Below are 19,122 nucleotides of genomic sequence, written 5' to 3'. Positions count from 1 at the left end.
GGACGCCTAGCGTCTTCCTAGTAACCGCCTGTCATGATGCAGTTGCACGAGCCGGTCAACAGTCCCGGTTCGATTTCTTAATTTTCCGTCACACCCGTTACTGACGGTTTGGGCGCCAGGCAGGATGCCGGGACGCGATAGGCATAGAGCGTCTTGCCCTTCATCTCGCCATAGGGCGGCGACCAACTCTTCAGGAGCTCGGCCTGGCCTTCCGGGCAATCGATATGATCGTTGTCGACGAACAAGACCGGACCGGTCACGCTGGCCGGCAGGGAAAAATCCTGCTCATAATAGTTGTGGGGGAAGCCACCGAAAGGACGGGCATAGATGCGGAACGGCTTGCCTTTCAGCGTGTAGTAGAGATCGGCGAGAATATCGCGGTCCTGGGCAACGATTTCAGTCAGTTTCCCCTCCGCGGCGATATTGGCTATTTCCTCACTGATGACGCTGCGGCCGACATAGCGCTTCATGACGAGATCGCCGTTCGGCAGCTTGATGTCATAGGCGAAGACCGTCAGTACCGGGATCACGACGGCGACGACGGCGCCGATGATCAGCGAGGTGCTCAGCCCCTTTTTCGTCAGCCGATAGAGCAACCAGACGGCAAGAATGGTGCCGGCGGCATAGGCCGAGACGGCCCAGTTGGCGTAGGCCTTGGCGAGGAGGGCTTGCAGCGTGATCAGCGCCACGACAGGCACCGACAGCCAGAACAGCAGCTTTTCCCGGTCGTCGCTCTGTCCACGGACCAGCCGCCACGTCGCCCACAAAAGCGCATAGAAGACGACCGGCCCGACCACGCCGAACTGGGCGCCGAAGAAGCTGAGCCCGTTGAGTATGTGCTTCAGCAGGGTATTGCCGCCGCCGCTCTTGCTCCATTGGGCGATGTTTTCGGTGTGCTTTATGGTCGCCGCATCATGGGTAAGATTCCACCAGAGATTGGGGGAAACGACGATGGCGCCGACGATGGCGGCAATGGCCACATCCCGCCAGGCGATCCGCGCCGAACGCATGGTCAGCATGGCAATGCCGACGCCGGGCAGAAGGAAGAGCACCGAATATTTCGTCAGGAAGGCGCAACCGAGGCTGGCGCCGAGGATGATGGCTTCCAGCACCGAGGAGCGCCTGGTCAGGCCGATAAAGGCCCAGATGGCGATGGTCACGAACAGGATCTGGATTGTGTCGGTCGATACCAGAACGGCCGAAAGCGAGGCAGCCGGCAGCGTGATAAAGATGACGCCGACCCATGGCGCAATCTCGCGTCCGGTCTCGTCGTCGATCAGCCGCCGCGTGGTGCACATCAGCATCAGGGCGGTGGCGAGATGGAAGAGCGGCGCCGATATGCGGATCCAGAAGGTCGAATCCGAGCCGGAGATCGCATTGAAGAAGCGGATGACCCAGGCAATCATCGGTGGCTTGGAATAATAGCCGAAATCGAGATTCTGACCCCAGAACCAGTATTGCGCCTCGTCGACGAAGAGATCCGTCCTGTTGAGAAGCAACATGAGCACGCGCCAGAGCGTCACTCCGAAGATGATCGCGAGGGCGAGCGCCAGCGAAAGTTTCTGGGCGTTTGTTCGGGAATGGGTCGTGTCGAGCATTAAAAGATGGGTCTCGGTGCCTGATCGTGAGGCTTAATACGGAACTATTGAGGCCAAAGCTAGCTCCCTGCCATCCGTAAGAACAGCAGCGTTCGCATCGTGGCCACGACGTGCCATATGTCCGATTTTTGGATCTCAGACGTTCGTTAAAGCTTGCTAGAGGATGCGTGGGGTAGCTTTGCCGCGCGCCTCTTCGATGCGGGACAGAAGCATGAAGGCCAAAAGCGTCAGGCTGGCCATCAGCGAGGCGGTCAAACCAAGAACAATCATTGCTCTCTCCGTAGCGACATCGAAACTGTCTATCCCCTGGATAGTAAGGGATGAAGCTTGCTCGTGACTTGCGATCTGTGTTTTGCCGGGCAGATAAACCATATCGGAAAGTAATCGCTAATTTAGTATAGGTCAGTAGCTGACGCGCCTTCTTCCGTCATTAACCTTCGGGCAAGGAATTAACCATAAATATTGAACTTGAACGTCGGAATGGGAAAATTGTGACTCGTTCTCAGCAGGCATGAAGCCGCCCCGTCGTACCGGGTCCGATCCGGTATCCATTTCATCAAACAGGTCCGCAACAGACTTTGATGAACGAGCGAGCTTCGGTGCCTCGATCAGCTGATCGACGGCAGCGCCTGCCTTTTCTCGCCTCCTCATTGCGCTTGGCGCGGATCATCAGCGGTTTCGCCGGCGCTTGAATGCGCGGCAGTTCGGCAGGGACGATTTTGGCGCAGGATTCGCCGTCAGATCAGGCAGGCAGGGCGCAGGCTGGCAGCCTTCGCGACCGCTTGCGTTTTGCTGGTCTCGATGCCGGGCAATGTGAAACCTTGCGCCGTCATCGGCCAATCCTAGAGGCGCATCTCAAAGCCGGTCTGCGCGATCTTTTCCACCGCTTCCAGACCTTCCCGGATGCCGCTCGCAATTTCACCAGTGAAAGCCAGCTCGAACGGCTCCAGGATTTGCAGTCCTCGCACTGGGATGTGCTGACGGATGCGCGCTTCGACAGCCTCTATGCCGAGCGCGTCAAGGTTCTCTCCGACAGCGAAAGCAAGATGGGGCTCGATCCGCGCTGGCAAGTTGCGGGCCATGGCGTGGTGCTGGAGCATCTCCTTGCTGGCCTTCTCGAGGATATGGGAAGCCGCGCCATTCTTCCGGGAGCCAAGCGTCGCGCCCGTGAACTGAGCGAACTTGTCACATCGGTCGTGCGGCTCGTCATGGTCGATGTCGAGATTGCCGTTTCGCTACGCTTCAACGAATTGCGCGTCGGTCACCAGCGGGCGCTGGCCGAACAGCGGGCTGGCGATCGCGCCGAGGCAGCGGCCTATATTGCCGATCTCGCCAACGGCCTTGCCGTTCGCGATCTGACGACCCGGCTGCCGATGGATTGTCCCGAAAACTATGCCGAGGTTGCGGAAGCCCTGAATGCGGCGCTCACTGACATCCAGCAGCAGTTTTCGGCGCTGTCCGGTGGTGTACAGGCGGCCGAAGCGACGAGCGACGCCATTTCCCGCGCCTCGAAATCCCTGGCTGAAAAATCGTCCGAGCAGTCGCGAGGACTTGCGGCCTCCGCAAAGCAGCTCGCGGAATTGGCCGAACAGGTGCGCGGCAATGCGGCCAATACCCGCTCGGCCGAGCGCGTCACGGCATCGACCCGCGTGGCGGCGGAAGACAGCGGAAGGATCGTCGGGCAGGCGATCTCCGCTATGGCCGATATCGAAACGTCAGCCGAAAAGATCGGCCAGATCATCGGCGTCATCGATGAGATCGCTTTCCAGACCAATCTTCTAGCCTTGAATGCCGGCATCGAGGCAGCCCGCGCCGGTGATAGCGGCCGCGGCTTTGCCGTCGTCGCGCAGGAGGTTCGCGCGCTTGCCCAGCGGTCCGCCGATGCTGCACGCGAGATCAAGGTTCTGGTGACGGGCACCAAGGCGCAGGTGGACGCGGGCGTCCAGATGGTTGGCCGCACCCAGGAAGCGATCGGCAGCATCGTCAGCCAGGTGACCGATATCAACGACGCCATTTCTGGAATTGCTGCGGCGAGCGACGAACAGCTCACCGGCCTCAAGGCGCTGGCATCAGATATTGGCGGCTACAGCGAGCGTGCGGCAGCCGCCGGCAACGAGGCAAGCCGCTCCGAGGAAGGCGCCGATCATCTCCATGCCGTCGTCGTTGAACTTGGCCGGACCATTCGCGAGTTCCGCATCGAACGCGAGCGGCGCCATGCGGCTTCGGTCAAGTCCGCGCCGCAACGACAGCTTTCGGCTCGTGATGAGTTCAATACCACGCGGGATGAAGACGAGATGACCGATTTCGGTTTCCCGCTTCGCAGGACCGCATCGGGAGCTGAGCGCAATGCCTTTTGATTTTTCAGTTTCATGCACATGTGGGCCGATCGGCTCGATGTCAGACAACAAGGAATGAAGCGATGCCGAGCAGGAAAGGCGAAAAGACAATCAGTCTGGCCGCGGTGCTGGACCTCAACGAGGCCTCTGCCCTTCGCGGCACGCTGATGGGGTTGCGCGGCAGCAATGTCGCGATCGATGCGTCCGGCGTCGAAAGGATCGGGACCTTGTGCGTGCAGGTCATCATGGCCGCCGCCAAGACCTGGGATGAGGACAAGCTCTCCTTCACCTTCTCCAAGGTGTCGGATGCATTTCAAAAAACAATGCAGGTGATCGGGGTGGATATCTCCCATCTGCTTGCCAAGGAGATCCGGCAATGAAGAAAAAAGTGCTGACCGTGGATGATTCCCGGACCATTCGAAACATGCTTCTCGTCACCCTCAACAATGCGGGTTTCGAGACCATTCAGGCCGAAGACGGTGTCGAGGGACTGGAAATCCTGGAGGAAGCCAATCCCGACGTCATCGTCACGGATATCAACATGCCGCGCCTTGACGGCTTCGGCTTCATCGAGGGCGTTCGCCGCAACGACAGATACCGCGCCGTTCCGATCCTCGTTCTGACGACCGAAAGCGATGCGGAAAAGAAGAACCGTGCCCGCCAGGCCGGTGCGACCGGCTGGATCGTCAAGCCGTTCGATCCCGCCAAGCTGATCGATGCCATCGAGCGCGTAACCGCCTAAACAGGATCCGCCCCTTATGGATATGAACGAAATCAAAGAGATTTTCTTCCAGGAGTGCGAAGAGCAGCTCGCCGAACTGGAATCCGGTCTCCTGAAAATGAATGACGGTGACCGCGACCCGGAAACCGTCAATGCCGTATTCCGCGCCGTTCATTCCATCAAGGGTGGGGCAGGTGCCTTCGGTCTGGACGACCTGGTCGCATTCGCTCACGTCTTCGAGACCACACTCGATTGCGTTCGATCCAACAAGCTGGAGCCGACTCAGGAAGTTCTGAAGGTCATGCTCAAGGCCGCCGACGTTCTGGCGGATCTCACCAATGCCGCCCGCGACGGCGGCAGTGTCGACCAAGCCCGCAGCCGCGGCCTGGTCAAGGAATTGGAAGCCTTGGCAAATGGCGATATTCCTACGCCGTCAGCCGCGGTGCTTGTCGATGTTGCTCCGAAGCCCGTCGTCGCCGCGCCTGCGCCAACGGATGAAAGTGGATTCCAGCCCATCCCCTTCAGCTTCGACGATGATTTCGGCAGCGACGAGCTGGCCGTTGATGCCAGGCCGGAATATGAAGTCAGCTTCAGGCCGCGGTCCGATCTCTACGCCAAGGGCAACGATGCGACGCTGTTGCTGCGCGACCTCTCGCGGCTCGGCGAGATGAACATCTTCTGCGATATGGATGCATTGCCGAGCCTTCCCGACATCGATCCGGAAGGCGCCTATTTCAAATGGGCAATCTCGATCAAGACGGACAAGGGCGAAGACGCCATTCGCACCGTCTTCGAATTCGCTGAATGGGACTGCGATCTCGATGTCCAGCTGGCCGGAAGCGGCGGGTCTTCGAGCGGCGAAGAATTGCCGATGGTACCAGTGCCCTTTGATCTTTCGATCCTCGACGACGGCGCCGCACCGGCTGCCGAAACCGTAGAGGAGACACCGGCGCCGAAAAGCGATGTCGCTGCCGCCGTGGCCGCCGCGGAAACCGCAAGCAACGTTACACAGCTGGCCTCGGCTGCCGCACGCGTCGAGAAGAAGGAGGCCGCCCTTGCCGCCGCTGCCGCTTCCAATGCGGCCGCCGCACAGAACAGTGCTGCCGCTGCTGCCGCCGGCCAGACCATCCGTGTCGATCTCGATCGTGTCGATCGCCTGATCAACCTCGTCGGCGAGCTTGTCATCAACCAGGCGATGCTCTCCCAGAGCGTCATTGAGAACGACAACAACGGCGCGTCTTCGATCAACATGGGTCTCGAAGAGCTGCAGCAGCTCACCCGCGAGATCCAGGACAGCGTCATGGCGATCCGTGCGCAGCCGGTGAAGCCCGTCTTCCAGCGCATGTCGCGCATCGTCCGCGAAATCGCCGATATGACGGGCAAATCGATCCGCCTGATCACTGAAGGTGAGAACACCGAAGTCGACAAGACGGTCATCGACAAGCTTGCCGAACCGCTGACGCATATGATCCGCAATGCCGTCGACCACGGCATCGAAACGCCGGAAAAGCGCGCGACGCTCGGCAAGAACCCGGAAGGTACGGTTCGCCTGACGGCAAAGCATCGCTCCGGCCGCATCCTGATCGAGCTTGCCGACGATGGCGCCGGCATCAACCGCGAGAAGGTGCGCCAGAAGGCGATCGACAACGATCTGATCCCGGCCGACGCCAATCTGTCGGACGAGGAAGTCGATAACCTGATCTTCCTGCCGGGCTTCTCGACCGCCGACAAGATCTCGGACATTTCCGGCCGCGGTGTCGGCATGGACGTGGTCAAGCGCTCGATTCAGGCGCTTGGCGGCCGCATCAACATCAGCTCCAGACCGGGTCAGGGCTCCGTCTTCACCATGAGCCTGCCGCTGACGCTTGCCGTACTCGATGGCATGGTGGTGACGGTTGCCGGCCAGACCTTGGTCGTGCCGCTGACAGCGATCGTGGAGACGCTGCAGCCCGAGGCTGCCGCCATCCACTCTTTCGGTGCGAACCACCGCCTGATCTCGATCCGCAACAGCTTCTGCCCGCTGGTCGATGTCGGCCGCATCCTGAATTTCCGTGCTACGCAGGCCAATCCGGTCGAAGGCGTCGCGCTGCTGGTGGAATCGGAAGGCGGCGGTCAGCGCGCCCTCATGGTCGATGCCATTCAGGGCCAGCGCCAGGTCGTCATCAAGAGCCTCGAGGCCAACTACACGCATGTCCCGGGCATTGCCGCCGCCACCATCCTCGGCGATGGCCGCGTGGCGCTGATCCTCGACGTCGATGCGGTGGTCGGCGCTTCGCGTGGCCAGTCGTTGAAGCCCGAAATGTCTTATGCGGCGGTGGGGTGAGTTGATGTCCTATGCCGACAAGAAACTGAGCCAGGGCAATCGCGAGCTGATCGCCTTCCGCATCGGCGATCAGGAATTCTGCGTTAACATCATGTCGGTTCGCGAAATCCGCGGCTGGACCCCGGCAACGGCCATGCCGCACGCGCCGGGCTACGTGCTCGGGATCGTCAACTTGCGCGGCGCGGTGCTGCCGATCATCGATCTTTCCGCCCGGCTCGGCATGAAGCGGGCGGAACCGACGGCACGGCATGTGATCATCGTGGCGCAGGTCAAGCGCAAGATGGTCGGCCTCCTGGTCGATGCGGTTTCGGACATTCTGACCATCACCGACGACAGCATCCAGCCGACACCGGAGGTCTCCTCCGATCACGAGCGGCAGTTTGCCCGCGGCATCGTGGCGATCGACCGCCGCATGATCTGCCTGATCGAACTGGAAGCCCTGTTCCCTGAAAGCGAAAGCGAGGCTGCATGAGCGTGATGGGAGCAATGGATTTCAAGGCGTCTCCGGATGAGGTGCTGGCGAGCGGCGAATATCCGCTGACGCGGCGCGACCTCTCGGAAATCGCCGCCATGATCTATGCGGATGCGGGAATTTCTCTCAATGAGAGCAAGGCGTCGCTCGTCTATTCAAGGTTGTCGAAGCATATCCGCGCGCTGGGCCTCGCCGGCTTCCGCGACTACTGTCTGCTGGTGTCTTCGCCGGCTGGAAGTGCGGCGCGTCGCGAGATGCTGTCGCATCTGACGACCAATTTCACCCGCTTCTTCCGCGAAAATCATCATTTCGATCATCTGCGCGACGAGGTTCTGCCGGGCCTGTTGGCACGCGCCAAGGCTGGGGGCCGGGTGCGCATCTGGTCGGCCGCCTGCTCCGACGGGCAGGAACCTTACTCGATCGCGCTGACGGTGCTTGCCTTGATGCCGAATGTGGCTGACTTCGATTTCAAGATCCTGGCGACGGATATCGACCCCAAGATCCTCGGGCTTGCCCGCGCCGGCGCCTATGATGAATCTTCGCTCGAAACGGTTTCTCCGGCCATGCGCAAGCAGTGGTTCCAGGAAGTTAATGTCCAGGGTCGCCGCAAATTCCAGATCGACGATCGCGTCAAGCGGCTGATCACCTTCAACGAGCTGAACCTGCTCGGGCAGTGGCCCTTCAAGGGCCTGTTCGACGTCATATTCTGCCGCAACGTCGTTATCTATTTCGACGAGCCGACGCAGACGAAAATCTGGACGCGCTTCGCCGGCCAACTCCAGGATGCCGGCCATCTCTATATCGGCCACTCCGAACGCGTGGCCGGGGAGGCCAAGCAGGTCTTCGACAATATCGGCATCACCACCTATCGCTATCTCGGCAGGAACGCGGGGAGGAAACCATGAACGCAGCTGCCCGTGTTCTCGTCGTCGATGACTCCCCGACCATGCGCGGCCTGATCACGGCCGTATTGCGCGCCGATCCGGAAGTCGACGTCGTCGGCCAGGCCGGCGATGCGCTCGAGGCGCGCGCCGCCATCAAGGCGCTCAATCCGGATGTCGTCACCCTCGATATCGAGATGCCGAACATGAACGGCCTCGAATTCCTGGAAAAGATCATGACGCTCAGGCCCATGCCGGTCATCATGGTCTCCACCATGACCCATCGTGGTGCCGACGCGACGCTTGCCGCCTTGGAAATCGGCGCATTCGACTGCGTCGGAAAGCCCTCGCCGGGCGAGCCGCATCCTTTCGGCGATCTGGCGGATAAGGTAAAGGCGGCTGCTCGCTCCCAGCGTCAGTATGTGAAGCCCACCGCTCAGCGCGGGCCGCCGCCGGCCGTCGCGGACTTCCGCGTGGGACGCAAGATCGTCGCCATCGGTTCCTCCACCGGCGGCGTCGAGGCGCTGATCAACGTCTTGCAGAAGTTCCCGGCCAATTGCCCGCCGACCGTTATCACGCAGCATATGCCGCCGACCTTTACGCGCAGCTTCGCCGAGCGGCTGAACCGCCTCTGCGCGCCGGTCGTCCAGGAGGCGACAGATGGCGCGCGGCTGGAAATCGGCAAGATCTATCTGGCGCCCGGCGGCGAAAGGCACCTTAGGGTCGCCAATGCCGCAGCACCCCATTGCCGTCTGGTAGACGGCGGGCCGGTGAACGGCCATCGCCCTTCCGTCGACGTGCTTTTTGATTCGGTTGCCGAACTGGCAGGCCGCAATGCCGTCGGTGTGATCCTGACCGGTATGGGGCGCGACGGCGCCGCCGGTCTCCTCAAGATGCGCCACGCCGGCGCGCGCACCATCGGGCAGAACGAGAAGACCTGCGTGGTCTACGGCATGCCGAGGGTCGCCCACGAGCTTGGTGCAGTCGAACAGCAGTTTCCGCTGAACGCCATTGGCGAGGAAATTTTGAAAGCCACAGCCGCCCGAAAGGAAGGGAGCGAATAATGTCTCTAGCGGAGAAAATCAAAGTTCTGATCGTTGACGATCAGGTCACCAGCCGCCTGTTGTTGAGCGATGCGCTGACGCAGCTCGGTTTCAAGCAGATCACGGCCGCCGGCGACGGCGAGCAAGGGATGAAGATCATGCAGCAGCAGCCGCATCATCTTGTCATCTCCGATTTCAACATGCCGAAGATGGATGGCCTCGGCCTCCTGCAGGCGGTGCGCACTAACCCCGCGACCAAGAAGGCGGCCTTCATCATTCTGACGGCGCAGGGCGACCGTGCGCTGGTCCAGAAGGCGGCGCAGCTCGGGGCCAACAACGTTCTCGCCAAGCCCTTCACCATCGAAAAGATGAAAGCGGCCATCGAGGCCGTGTTCGGAGCATTGAAATGATCGTCGAGGGTGCTGCCCGCCGCGTGCATATTATTCAGGGCGAGTACAAGGTCATCAGCGATCCCGAAGTGGTGCTGACGACCATTCTCGGCTCTTGCGTGGCGGCTTGCCTGCGCGATCCCATCGCCGGCGTTGGCGGCATGAACCATTTCCTCCTTCCGGGGATGGCGAACTCGCCGATGAGCGGTGGCGATGCGACGCGTTACGGCGTGCACCTGATGGAACTTCTGATCAACGGCCTTCTGAAGAAGGGCGCGAGGCGTGACCGGCTGGAGGCGAAAGTTTTCGGCGGCGCCAAGACGATCGCGACTTTCTCCAATGTCGGCGAGCAGAACGCAATCTTTGCGATGCAATTTCTGAAAGACGAAGGCATCCCGGTCGTCAGCTCCAGCACGGGCGGCGAACACGGGCGCAAGATCGAATATTGGCCGATCTCCGGAAGGGCCAGGCAATATCCGCTGACCGGCGCCGAGACGCAGAAGACCGTTGCGCTGGAGCAGCGTCCGGTCGTCGCTCCCAAGCCGGTCGACAACACGATCGAATTTTTCTGATCAACGAGGCAAGCGCATGACCCCCTTCCAGCGCGTTGAGACGGCCGCCATTGAGGAGACGCTCCCGGCTATCCTCCTGCGCATCGTTTCCGAATTACACGACGTCGCCTATCTGATCGAACGCATCGAGCCCCAGCTGCTTGATATCAGCGACGCCAACATACTGGCCTCGCCGGAGGCCATGAAGGTGGTGCAGGGTATCGATCTTGCCGTGCAGAAGACGCGCGGCATCGCCGAATTCATCGACACCATTGCCGGTACCATGCCCGAGGGTTGGACGGTGGATCTCGCGACGGCGCTGAGTCTGGTCAAGCTGACGGAGATGCAAAAGGCGCTCGGCGGCGGCGGTTTTCAAACTCATTCGCAGCCCATGGCCCAATCCATGGCAAAGGCTGCCGGCGATTTCGATTTCTTCTGACCGCGTCGTCGGCAATAGATACTGTTTTTCTTATATAATCTCCGGCGTATCTTCCCGGTTTTTTCCTGGGCTTTTCTGGCCGGACGAAACGCTCGCACAAGTTTCGATTTCTATTTTTGCCGCATAGCACAAAGCCATCAGGTCTTTGACGAATCGTGCGAGAACAGAATGAATCTGTTAAATCAATTAGTTCCTCTGCTTCGGAATCTTCAGAATCTCGGGAGAACGCGGCTGATGATCCTGGGGGGCGTGGGCGCGGTGTCCATGCTGCTGATCCTTTTTGCAGCCCTCTATGTCAATAAGCCCGCACAGGAAACGCTATATGTCGGCCTGGATGCGACCGATCTCAACCAGATCAGCATCGCGCTCGCAGAAGCCAAGATCAATTTCCAGGTCGGTACGGACGGTTCCAGCCTGACCGTTCCGGCAGGCATGACCGGTAAGGCCCGCGCGCTTCTCGCCGAGCGCGGCCTGCCGACGAGCGGCAAAGCCGGCTATGAGCTCTTCGACAATGTCGGTTCGCTGGGTCTGACCTCCTTCATGCAGGAAGTTACCCGCGTGCGTGCTCTCGAGGGCGAAATCAGCCGCACCATCACCTCGATTGCCGGCATAAGTGCTGCCCGTGTCCATATCGTCATGCAGGATGTCGGCAACTTCCGGAAGGCGGATCAGAAGCCGACGGCATCCGTCATGATCCGCGCGAGTGCGGAAGCTGCCCGCAAATCGGCTTCGGCTATTCGCCACCTCGTCGCTTCCGCCGTTCCCGGCTTGGAGGTCGACGACGTGACCATCCTCGATTCCACAGGCCAGTTGCTCGCATTGGGCGACGAGCCCGGCAATGGAGCGCTCAGCCGCAATCTCGGCATCGTGCAGAACGTGCAGAGCGAAGTCGAATCCAACATCGACAAGGCCTTGGCGCCCTTCCTCGGTATGGATAATTTCCGCTCCAGCGTAACGGCGCAGCTGAATACCGACAGCCAGCAGGTGCAGGAAACCACATACGATCCGGACTCGAAGGTCGAACGATCCGTCCGTACCGTGAAGGAAGCTCAGAAGTCGCAGCAGAGCCAGCCCGACAGCGCCGCGACCGTGGAGCAGAACATTCCGCAGGCGGCCCCGCAGTCCGGCGGCAACACGCCGACGTCGAACGATCAGTCCGACAAGCGCGAGGAGCAGACCAACTACGAAATCAACAGCAAGACGACGGCCACGACCCGCTCCAGCTACAAGATCGAAAAGCTGTCCGTCGCCGTGGTGGTCAACAAGGGCCGCATCGCGCAAATGGTCGGCCAGGGCGCCGATCAGGCCAAGATCGACGCCTATATTGCGGAGATGCAGAAGATCGTCGCAACGGCAGCAGGCGTGGATCCGGCCCGTGGCGATATCGTTACCGTCAATGCCATGGATTTCCTCGACAACCAGCTGCTTGAAGACACATCCTCCAGCTTCAGCATCACCGACATGCTGAGCCGCAACATGGCCGGCATCATCAACTCGCTGGCCTTCGTCGCGGTCGCCTTCCTGATCGTTTGGATGGGTTTCCGTCCGCTGATCCGCTCGCTCGGTGGCTCGTCCAACAGCACTGCGCTTCCCGAAGCGGCGGGCCTGGAACTACCGGATTTCGCGCCGGCGGTGGGCGGCCCCGGCGCCGCGCTGATGGACGGCTTTGGCTCCGACTTCGGCTTCGACAGCACCGACGACCTGCTGACGATGGGCGACGATGGCGGAACCTTCAACCGCCGCGTCAAGGAAGGGCCGGAGCGCCGCCTGTCCCGCATGGTGGAGATCAGCGAAGAACGCGCTGCAAAGATCCTCAGGAAATGGGCCGTCGACCAGGCCGCCTGACAAAAAGGACCGGGAAATTTTCTCGGTCCTTTTTTCTATCCAGTGGATGACATTTGAACTTGCATCATTGTCGATGCCACCTGTGATCAATTAGTCGCGGCCAGACGAATTGACGTATTCGTAAGATGGAATTTCAATTGATATACGGTTGCTGGGTATGAAGAATCGACTTACAAATACTATATCTATTGCGTAATAACCGTGTATTCCGAGCGAATCGGCCGTCGTTTTCCGTGTTTCACATGTTTTAAGTTTGTAGATTCCGGAGCGGAAAAATTAGCTTGTGGTTCGTGGATCGTGCTTGCGGCAATGCATGCCGGTGTGATCGCGGATGTCGAAATCAGGGATGAGATGCCCATCCGCCCGAAGCCGCCGGAAAGTGTTGTGTCGCGGTAGGGAAAGATCCGGCTTCGATGCCTCATCGAGATTCGTTGTCGGTTCTTTGAGGTAAAGGGATTGGGTTCTGACGGAACAATGCTCTCGTTGACGACCGATCGTCCAACAGCGGCAGGAAATGCAAGTATGGACATGCAGATATCGCAGATGAGCAAAGGCGATAGGGATGCGCGATCGATCGCGTCCGCCGGAGCCATGTCGCGCGAGCAGCTCATTCTGCAGCTGAATGCCGTTTCAGGTCCTGCCTATCTTCAAGCCGGCCTTCACGCCTTGGCGAGCTATGCCGGCGCCTCCCATTATCTTCTGGTCCGATCCGATCTCATCCAGGAAAGCGGCCTCGACTTCGTGATTTCCTCCGATTGGCCCTTCGATCTCGTCCGGCGTCTGGCGGCGGAACTGACGAGTGGTTACGGCCGCATCGGCGAGCTGGAAAAGTGCATGGCGCTGTTTCAGCCGAGCCTGGCACTGCTTCCCGATGACGTCTCGCTGCCGGACGGTGTGGGCCGGCAATATCATGCCTTGACGTTCAATGTCGGTCGCACTCGCTTCTCCCTGCTGTTACTGGCGAGCGAAGCGGCAGTGCTTTTGCCTGAGCGGTTGAGGGATGTCGGTCTCCTGGCCGGCTATCTCGCCAGTTCCACGCGTTGCTTCGAGGGCAAGCTGGAGCGTGATTTCGATCTGACCGAGCGCGAGCTGGAATGCCTGTTCTGGATCGCCGAAGGCAAGACGAGCGATGAGATCGCGATGATCCTCGGGATCTCGCGCAACACCATCAACAACTATATCACCAGCGTCATGCGCAAGACCGCCACCAAGACCCGCTCGGAGGCCATCGCCTTTGCAGTGCGCAACAATCTCGTTTAAGGGCCGACCGGATGCGCTATCAGCCAGACAGGACGACGGATATGCCGGGCGAATCACGGCTTACCCGTTCCGGGCGGATTTCCGGCCGCTCCGATCTGTTCCCGAAGCTGGTGTCGATGCAAAAGCTGATAGACGCGCAGCATTTCGCCGTTTATCGCCTGCACGGCTCCGGCCTGCCGCACAAGCAGCGCCTGGTGTGCGAACTCGATAATTGGGGCTCGGCCAACTCCGTCGTCGGCAAATCCTTTGTTGAGGCCTATGGTGAAGCGCTGATCGAGCATATCGACAAATCGCTGCTGCCGCTGATGTGGAACGGGCGCGATAGCGACAGCACGGCTGAGACGCCGGATTTTGCCGTCTTCACGCAGCGCCTGAAGCCGCATCTCCTGCCTTTTGCCGGTGCCGCCTTTCCCGTGCGGCTGGGCGCCGTCGGTAACGGCTACACCGTCTTCACGGCCAAGTTCATGGATCTCTCGAGCGATATGATCGTCGAGCTGCACGGCCGTAGCTGCCAGATCATGATGGAGCTCCTGTCACTGGATGAGCGCCGCTCACAGGCCGCCGAAGCGCTGAGCGAGCGCGAAATCGCCTGTCTGCAGCTTGCCGGCGACGGGCGTATCAGCGAGGAGATTGCCGAGAAGCTTGGATTGTCGGTGCACACGGTCAACGCCTATCTCGGATCGGCGACGATCAAGCTCGACAGCGTCAACCGCATCCAGGCCATCGCAAAGGCGATCCGCTTCGGCTACATAAGCTGAGATAGCGGCGCCTCGGGGCATTGCAGCAAGACGAAATCACCTGCGACAGGTTACCGAACAAACGAATAGAGCGGCGGTCCGGTTTCTGCCGGATGCACGCCGCTCTCGCGAATCATTTTGCCGATTTTTGAAAAAGGACTTCGTCAGAATGCGTGTGCGGCCTCGCCGCGGACGACGTAACGCGCGTCCCTTAGGCTGCGGGCGAGCAGTGCCGTGTTCTCGTCGGGATCGACGGAGGCCTTGTCGAAAGCAATGTGGTTGATCTCGATGCCCGCATGATGATCCGCGAGCGAAAGCTTGGCATAGATGGTGACGCCCCGCGGCTTGATCTCCAGATCGAGCGTGACTTCCGCCGGCCCGCCCCAATCGAGCTTGTAGTCGCCGCCGAGCCCGAAATTGACCACGCCCGGAAGAAAATAGAGCTCGGCGGCCGAGGCGACGAGGTCATCGAGATTGCCGTATCGTTCGAAGCGCAGCAGCGAGATCAGATCGGCGGCATCGAGGAGGCGCAACTCGCTTGCGACCGGGCTGATGGCTTCGGCTAGTATTTGTTCACGTTGGGCAGAGTAGGGGCATTTTTTCATTTGGTTTATCGTACCCGTTTTCTATTCGACTGCGCGGCATAGATCCGATGGATGAGTTCTGCGACAGCCTTGTAAAATACTGACGGTATGACGCTATCAACCGAGACTTGCGCAAACATGGAGCGTGCGAGCGGCGGGTCTTCGAAAACGGGAATATTGTTGGCCTCGGCTATCTCCCTGATTTTCAACGCAATCAGGTCCTGGCCTTTAGCGACGACGACAGGGGCGTCGTTTTCCTCACGCACATAGCGCAGCGCGACGGCGAAGTGAGTCGGGTTGGCGATGACGAGAGTGGCTCGCGGCACCTGCTTCATCATGCGCCGGCGGGCGCGGTCGCGTGCGATCGAGCGCTGTCGAGACTTGACGATCGGGTCACCCTGCGACTGCTTGTGCTCGTCCTTGATCTCCTGCTTCGTCATCTTCAATTGGTCAAACCAGTGGTGTCGGCTCCATAACAGGTCGGCAACGCCGACGACCACGGTCGCCATCAGCACGATGATCAGGATACGCTGAACGATCGTCGACAGGCGCACGAAGATGGTCTGCGGGTCCGACACCATCGAATCGATCGCATGGAAATACTGGCTCCGCAGGACGAAAAACATCACAATGCCGACCAGCACGATTTTCGCGAGGGATTTGCCGAACTCCACCATGCCGGTCGCGCTGAAAATGCGCGTGAAACCTTTCGCCGGCGATATGCGCGAAAACTGCGGCCGGATGCGTTCGAGAACGGGGGTCGGCAGGTTCTGAAAGATTGAGGCGCCGATACCGAAGGTGAAGAAGAGCACCACGGCCGGCAGCACCATGTTGCCGATTTCCCAGCCTATACGCGTAAACAGCGAGATGGCATCGGGGCCTGTCTCCAGCTGCCATTGATCCGGCTTTTCGAAGAGGTCGCGCAGAACCTCGCCCATGCGGCCCATGCGCTCGGGCAGAAAGAAGGTGACGTAGATGACCGTCGCGAGCATGGAAGCAAAGAGCGTTGCTTCCCTGGAGTGAGGGACATTGCCCTTCTCGATCGTATCGCGGAGTTTTTTCTCCGTCGGTTTTTCTGTTTTACTGTCCTTGTCTTCGTCAGCCAAAGCAGCTGCCCTTTACGAAACGGAAAGAGGCCGCGCATCATGCGCAGCCCTCGGCATAATTCCTCAAATCGGAATCGATTTGAGGAATTATGCAGCAGACTTAAAGTGCTACGGCGACCCTTGCGCGTCACATGTGACGCGCGGCGCCGTAGAGCTTGTCAGTCTATGACGTTTTAGCTGAGTCGCGTCGCGCTTATGCGGCTTCTTCCACAGGCGTATTTTCCTTGGCCTTGAGCTCGATCTGGCCGGAGTTGGCCAGACGAATGGCTTCCTGGGCGATGGCACGCCGGGCAATCGCGATTTCGCGCGGATTGATGCCGGCATTGCCCATCTGCAGGTCGGATTCGATCATGCGGCGCTGACGCGGGCTGATCGAGGACAGCACGATCTCGCGGATTTCGTTGCCCGATCCCCGCAGCGCCATCGTCAGGATGTCGGCGGCGATGTCGTTGAGCAGCAGGACGCGGCTCGGCTGCGGCATGCGGGTGAGATCGTCGAACAGGAAGATCTTCGGGCGAACCTTCTCGACCGATTCCTTGTTGATCGATTCCAGCGAGCTCAGCAGGGTATCGACCACCGGCTTGTCGAGTTCGTTCATCAGGTCGGCAACCTTCGTGGAACCGGACGCATTGCGTTCGGCGTCGATCTCGGCCATCAGTCCGAGAACGCGGTTCTCGATGATCTGAGCAGCCTTGGGGCTGACATCCTTGATATTGACGGTGCGGTTCATGATGTCGGCGCGCTGGGCTTCAGGGAGCTGCAGCAGGATCTTGGCACCGAAGGCCGAAGGCATCATGGAGAGCACATAGGCGATCGTCTGAGGATGCTCGCGCAGGAAGAACTTGGCAACGAAGACCGGATCGGCTTCGCCCAGGCGATCCCAGATGGACGTCTCGTAGGCCTGGAAGGCGGTGCGGCGGCCCAGCAGGCTGTCGACCTCATCCGGTGTCAGGCCCTCTTCGAGAATGCTCTCGATGGCCTTGGCGTTATCCATGAGGCCGGCGCCCTCGGTGAAGAGGTCTTCGAATTCCGCCACGAGCTGCGCCAGTTCGTCCGGCGGAATGAGCCGCAATGATTGCGCCGAGGCGATAATCATCTGCAACTCGTTCTGCGTGAAGTATTTCAGCAGCCGTCCTGCCACTTGCTTGCCCATGGCGAGAAGGACGGCGGCTGCCTTTTCAGTCTGAGATAACGGTTTCTCGGCGATTGCGCCGCTGAAATCGTCAAAGTCCATCATGGTCTTCGTCTCCGTCCCGCAAGGGGGAGTGGGCTCATCCTGAGCCGGGTTCAGCTTTTCTTTGCGTTATAAATTTCAGTGAGCTTGATGCCGAATCTGGTGTCGTCATGTTCCAGAACGGTAATCTCGCCCCGGCCGATCTTGCGGCCGTTCACGGTAATTTCGACCGGTTCGCCGATCTTCTTGTCGAGCGCGATGATGGCGCCCTCAGTCAGGTTCATCAGGCCGGATACCGGCATGCGGCTGCTGCCGAGCACGATCTGGACGTCGATCGGGATGTCCATGATCAGGTCCATATTGGCGGTCAGCGCGCTGCCGGGGGCAGCCGGTGCGGCTGCTGCGGAAACGCCGCCGAACTCGCCGTCATCGAAGGCCGGAGCGGAATTGTCGTCGCCGAAATCGCCGAAGGTGGAAAGATCCGTTCCTGTTTGCGCGCCGAATGCGTCGGCGTCGAAATCAGGCAGACTGCCTTCGTTATCTTTCTTCAGGACGCCGCGCAGACCATCGATGGCCTCGTCCAGGGCGGCGTCGCTGTTTGAAATCTCCAGCGATTCCTCGCTGCTTTGCTGTGTCGTCTTCGTAGCCATGAAATCACTATTCCAGTTGAAACTTGCCTCAAGCTGCCGTGTGCGGGATCACGCGCCAGCCGATCAATTCATCAAGTGTCTGAGAAGCTCGTCGTCGGAATTGACGTTGTCCTTGACGCGCACCGTATAATTTTCGCCAGAGCGGCCGAATTCGCAGATGTAAAGGTCTTTGCTGTTGGCGCTGACTTCGACGCGGACATCGCCGGTGTCCATGAAGGGAATGATATCGCCGACCGCGAGCTTGGAAATGGTGTCGAGCGTCAGCGATTCCAACCGGATTCGCGCATCGAGCGTCACCTGCGAGCGACGGACCTGCTCGCTGAGCTGCTCCGACCATGCCTGGGAAGCGGCTGTCGGGTTCTTGGCGCGAGGCGTGCTGACGACGGTGCGCAGCAGATCTCGTTGGGGTGCGATGATAACGATCTGCGAAATCGACTTGCCAAGCGAGATCGTCATCGTAATCGCGGCGGCAAAATCGTTACCGTTGTCACCGATGGCGGCCGGGCGGTCCTCGATATTGTAGGGTGGATCGAGGTAGGGCTCGAAACCGCCGGCTGCATTCACTGCCGAGCGGAGCACTTTAGCGATCTTTTCGAAGACCATGACGGAAAGATCGAGTTCGATCACTGAAAGCGATCGGGCGACAGGCGCTTCCATATCTTCGGCGCGCGCGCCCAGCATATGCTCCATCAGCGTCATGATGAAGCCGGCGCCGCAGCCGAGAATGAAATTCGGCGCCCAGTTGCGCAGCGAACCGTTGACCAAGGCGTGGCCGCCGCCAAGCCCGGCGATCAGCTCGTTCATCGAGCCGGACTGACAGCCGGCATAGGCGATGTTGATATCAAGGCCCGTCTCGCTCTTGATGACGTCGGGCAGGAATTCGGCATAGACCTGGGCGAAGGCTGTGCCGAGTTTTGCAAGCGTCGCCTGATCGCCGAGATTGCCCGTGAGCTTGGCAAAAAGGGTGCGGTCCATCGTTTGTGCCCTGTGCGCGGATTGCTGGCTCATGATCG

At 60.0% G+C, this 19,122-nt stretch carries 19 protein-coding genes; 13 read left to right on the top strand and 6 right to left on the bottom strand.

What is annotated here, in order from left to right; genetic code table 11:
• Nucleotides 1-77 precede the first annotated feature (77 nt).
• Nucleotides 78-1,598 (bottom strand): ArnT family glycosyltransferase, encoded by a 1,521-nt coding sequence (locus PH562_RS20315; RefSeq protein ID WP_285175333.1) that lies wholly within the window; start codon nt 1,596-1,598, stop codon nt 78-80.
• Between the two features lie 719 nt (nt 1,599-2,317).
• Between PH562_RS20315 and PH562_RS20310 the strand changes: the two genes are divergently transcribed.
• The 13 genes from PH562_RS20310 to visR all read left to right on the top strand — a co-directional run bounded on the left by PH562_RS20310 (nt 2,318) and on the right by visR (nt 14,616).
• Nucleotides 2,318-3,955 carry a globin-coupled sensor protein gene (locus PH562_RS20310; RefSeq protein WP_285175449.1) on the top strand — a complete coding sequence of 546 codons (1,638 nt, stop codon included), beginning with the start codon at nt 2,318-2,320 and terminating at the stop codon, nt 3,953-3,955.
• 62 nt (nt 3,956-4,017) lie between these two features.
• On the top strand, nt 4,018-4,314 hold the full coding sequence (locus PH562_RS20305; RefSeq protein ID WP_069611290.1) for an STAS domain-containing protein: 297 nt from the start codon (nt 4,018-4,020) through the stop codon (nt 4,312-4,314).
• Entirely contained in the window at nt 4,311-4,676 is a 366-nt protein-coding gene (gene cheY1, locus PH562_RS20300; protein WP_004128526.1) for a chemotaxis response regulator CheY1, read from the top strand. Before PH562_RS20305 ends, cheY1 begins: the two co-directional genes overlap by 4 nt.
• 16 nt (nt 4,677-4,692) lie before the next feature.
• The gene (locus PH562_RS20295; RefSeq protein WP_285175328.1) at nt 4,693-6,978 is read left to right on the top strand and encodes a chemotaxis protein CheA; all 2,286 of its coding nucleotides are present in this window, start codon (nt 4,693-4,695) and stop codon (nt 6,976-6,978) included.
• 4 nt (nt 6,979-6,982) lie between these two features.
• Complete coding sequence (locus PH562_RS20290) at nt 6,983-7,450, top strand: chemotaxis protein CheW (RefSeq protein WP_285175322.1); 468 nt, start codon at nt 6,983-6,985, stop codon at nt 7,448-7,450.
• Complete coding sequence (gene cheR, locus PH562_RS20285) at nt 7,447-8,355, top strand: protein-glutamate O-methyltransferase CheR (protein WP_113229331.1); 909 nt, start codon at nt 7,447-7,449, stop codon at nt 8,353-8,355. The genes PH562_RS20290 and cheR overlap by 4 nt, the downstream gene beginning before the upstream one ends.
• Complete coding sequence (gene cheB / locus PH562_RS20280; protein ID WP_113229330.1) at nt 8,352-9,395, top strand: protein-glutamate O-methylesterase CheB; 1,044 nt, start codon at nt 8,352-8,354, stop codon at nt 9,393-9,395. Before cheR ends, cheB begins: the two co-directional genes overlap by 4 nt.
• Nucleotides 9,395-9,784, top strand: a complete 390-nt coding sequence (locus tag PH562_RS20275; protein WP_007695708.1) for a response regulator — start codon at nt 9,395-9,397, stop codon at nt 9,782-9,784. The genes cheB and PH562_RS20275 overlap by 1 nt, the downstream gene beginning before the upstream one ends.
• Entirely contained in the window at nt 9,781-10,335 is a 555-nt protein-coding gene (cheD, locus tag PH562_RS20270) for a chemoreceptor glutamine deamidase CheD (RefSeq protein WP_015338784.1), read from the top strand. Before PH562_RS20275 ends, cheD begins: the two co-directional genes overlap by 4 nt.
• A 16-nt stretch (nt 10,336-10,351) precedes the next feature.
• Nucleotides 10,352-10,753 (top strand): chemotaxis protein CheT, encoded by a 402-nt coding sequence (gene cheT / locus PH562_RS20265; RefSeq protein WP_285175305.1) that lies wholly within the window; start codon nt 10,352-10,354, stop codon nt 10,751-10,753.
• Nucleotides 10,754-10,921: 168 nt separating this feature from the next.
• Nucleotides 10,922-12,598 carry a flagellar basal-body MS-ring/collar protein FliF gene (fliF, locus tag PH562_RS20260; protein ID WP_285175304.1) on the top strand — a complete coding sequence of 559 codons (1,677 nt, stop codon included), beginning with the start codon at nt 10,922-10,924 and terminating at the stop codon, nt 12,596-12,598.
• Nucleotides 12,599-13,120: 522 nt separating this feature from the next.
• Nucleotides 13,121-13,858, top strand: a complete 738-nt coding sequence (gene visN, locus PH562_RS20255; protein ID WP_113229327.1) for a transcriptional regulator VisN — start codon at nt 13,121-13,123, stop codon at nt 13,856-13,858.
• An 11-nt stretch (nt 13,859-13,869) separates the two neighbouring features.
• Nucleotides 13,870-14,616, top strand: a complete 747-nt coding sequence (gene visR, locus PH562_RS20250) for a transcriptional regulator VisR (protein ID WP_167078273.1) — start codon at nt 13,870-13,872, stop codon at nt 14,614-14,616.
• A gap of 143 nt (nt 14,617-14,759) precedes the next feature.
• On the opposite strand, the gene PH562_RS20245 is transcribed toward visR, so the two are convergent.
• From PH562_RS20245 to PH562_RS20225, 5 genes are all read right to left on the bottom strand, one after another.
• Nucleotides 14,760-15,200: a hypothetical protein gene (locus tag PH562_RS20245; RefSeq protein ID WP_113229326.1), complete on the bottom strand. Its 441-nt coding sequence runs from the start codon at nt 15,198-15,200 to the stop codon at nt 14,760-14,762.
• 5 nt (nt 15,201-15,205) lie between these two features.
• Nucleotides 15,206-16,285, bottom strand: coding sequence for a flagellar biosynthesis protein FlhB (flhB, locus tag PH562_RS20240; RefSeq protein ID WP_285175299.1), 1,080 nt, complete (start codon nt 16,283-16,285; stop codon nt 15,206-15,208).
• Between the two features lie 193 nt (nt 16,286-16,478).
• The gene (gene fliG, locus PH562_RS20235; protein WP_113229324.1) at nt 16,479-17,522 is read right to left on the bottom strand and encodes a flagellar motor switch protein FliG; all 1,044 of its coding nucleotides are present in this window, start codon (nt 17,520-17,522) and stop codon (nt 16,479-16,481) included.
• A 50-nt stretch (nt 17,523-17,572) separates the two neighbouring features.
• On the bottom strand, nt 17,573-18,109 hold the full coding sequence (gene fliN / locus PH562_RS20230; protein ID WP_113229323.1) for a flagellar motor switch protein FliN: 537 nt from the start codon (nt 18,107-18,109) through the stop codon (nt 17,573-17,575).
• 63 nt (nt 18,110-18,172) lie between these two features.
• Nucleotides 18,173-19,120: a FliM/FliN family flagellar motor switch protein gene (locus PH562_RS20225; RefSeq protein WP_374821935.1), complete on the bottom strand. Its 948-nt coding sequence runs from the start codon at nt 19,118-19,120 to the stop codon at nt 18,173-18,175.
• Nucleotides 19,121-19,122 lie beyond the last annotated feature (2 nt).

Origin of the sequence: Rhizobium centroccidentale, from assembly GCF_030182565.1 — a bacterium.
Taxonomy (GTDB): domain Bacteria; phylum Pseudomonadota; class Alphaproteobacteria; order Rhizobiales; family Rhizobiaceae; genus Rhizobium.
The sequence above is the reverse complement of the archived record's forward strand: the minus strand, read 5'-3'. Positions and strand labels throughout refer to the sequence as shown.

Bases quoted from the DNA above. Each gene is read 5' to 3' on its own strand.
- PH562_RS20315 (WP_285175333.1), bottom strand. From the start codon at position 1,598: ATGCTCGACACGACCCATTCCCGAACAAACGCCCAGAAACTTTCGCTG.
- PH562_RS20305 (WP_069611290.1), top strand. From the start codon at position 4,018: ATGCCGAGCAGGAAAGGCGAAAAGACAATCAGTCTGGCCGCGGTGCTG.
- cheY1 (WP_004128526.1), top strand. From the start codon at position 4,311: ATGAAGAAAAAAGTGCTGACCGTGGATGATTCCCGGACCATTCGAAAC.
- PH562_RS20295 (WP_285175328.1), top strand. From the start codon at position 4,693: ATGGATATGAACGAAATCAAAGAGATTTTCTTCCAGGAGTGCGAAGAG.
- PH562_RS20290 (WP_285175322.1), top strand. From the start codon at position 6,983: ATGTCCTATGCCGACAAGAAACTGAGCCAGGGCAATCGCGAGCTGATC.
- cheR (WP_113229331.1), top strand. From the start codon at position 7,447: ATGAGCGTGATGGGAGCAATGGATTTCAAGGCGTCTCCGGATGAGGTG.
- cheB (WP_113229330.1), top strand. From the start codon at position 8,352: ATGAACGCAGCTGCCCGTGTTCTCGTCGTCGATGACTCCCCGACCATG.
- PH562_RS20275 (WP_007695708.1), top strand. From the start codon at position 9,395: ATGTCTCTAGCGGAGAAAATCAAAGTTCTGATCGTTGACGATCAGGTC.
- cheD (WP_015338784.1), top strand. From the start codon at position 9,781: ATGATCGTCGAGGGTGCTGCCCGCCGCGTGCATATTATTCAGGGCGAG.
- cheT (WP_285175305.1), top strand. From the start codon at position 10,352: ATGACCCCCTTCCAGCGCGTTGAGACGGCCGCCATTGAGGAGACGCTC.
- fliF (WP_285175304.1), top strand. From the start codon at position 10,922: ATGAATCTGTTAAATCAATTAGTTCCTCTGCTTCGGAATCTTCAGAAT.
- visN (WP_113229327.1), top strand. From the start codon at position 13,121: ATGGACATGCAGATATCGCAGATGAGCAAAGGCGATAGGGATGCGCGA.
- visR (WP_167078273.1), top strand. From the start codon at position 13,870: ATGCGCTATCAGCCAGACAGGACGACGGATATGCCGGGCGAATCACGG.
- PH562_RS20245 (WP_113229326.1), bottom strand. From the start codon at position 15,200: ATGAAAAAATGCCCCTACTCTGCCCAACGTGAACAAATACTAGCCGAA.
- fliG (WP_113229324.1), bottom strand. From the start codon at position 17,522: ATGATGGACTTTGACGATTTCAGCGGCGCAATCGCCGAGAAACCGTTA.
- fliN (WP_113229323.1), bottom strand. From the start codon at position 18,109: ATGGCTACGAAGACGACACAGCAAAGCAGCGAGGAATCGCTGGAGATT.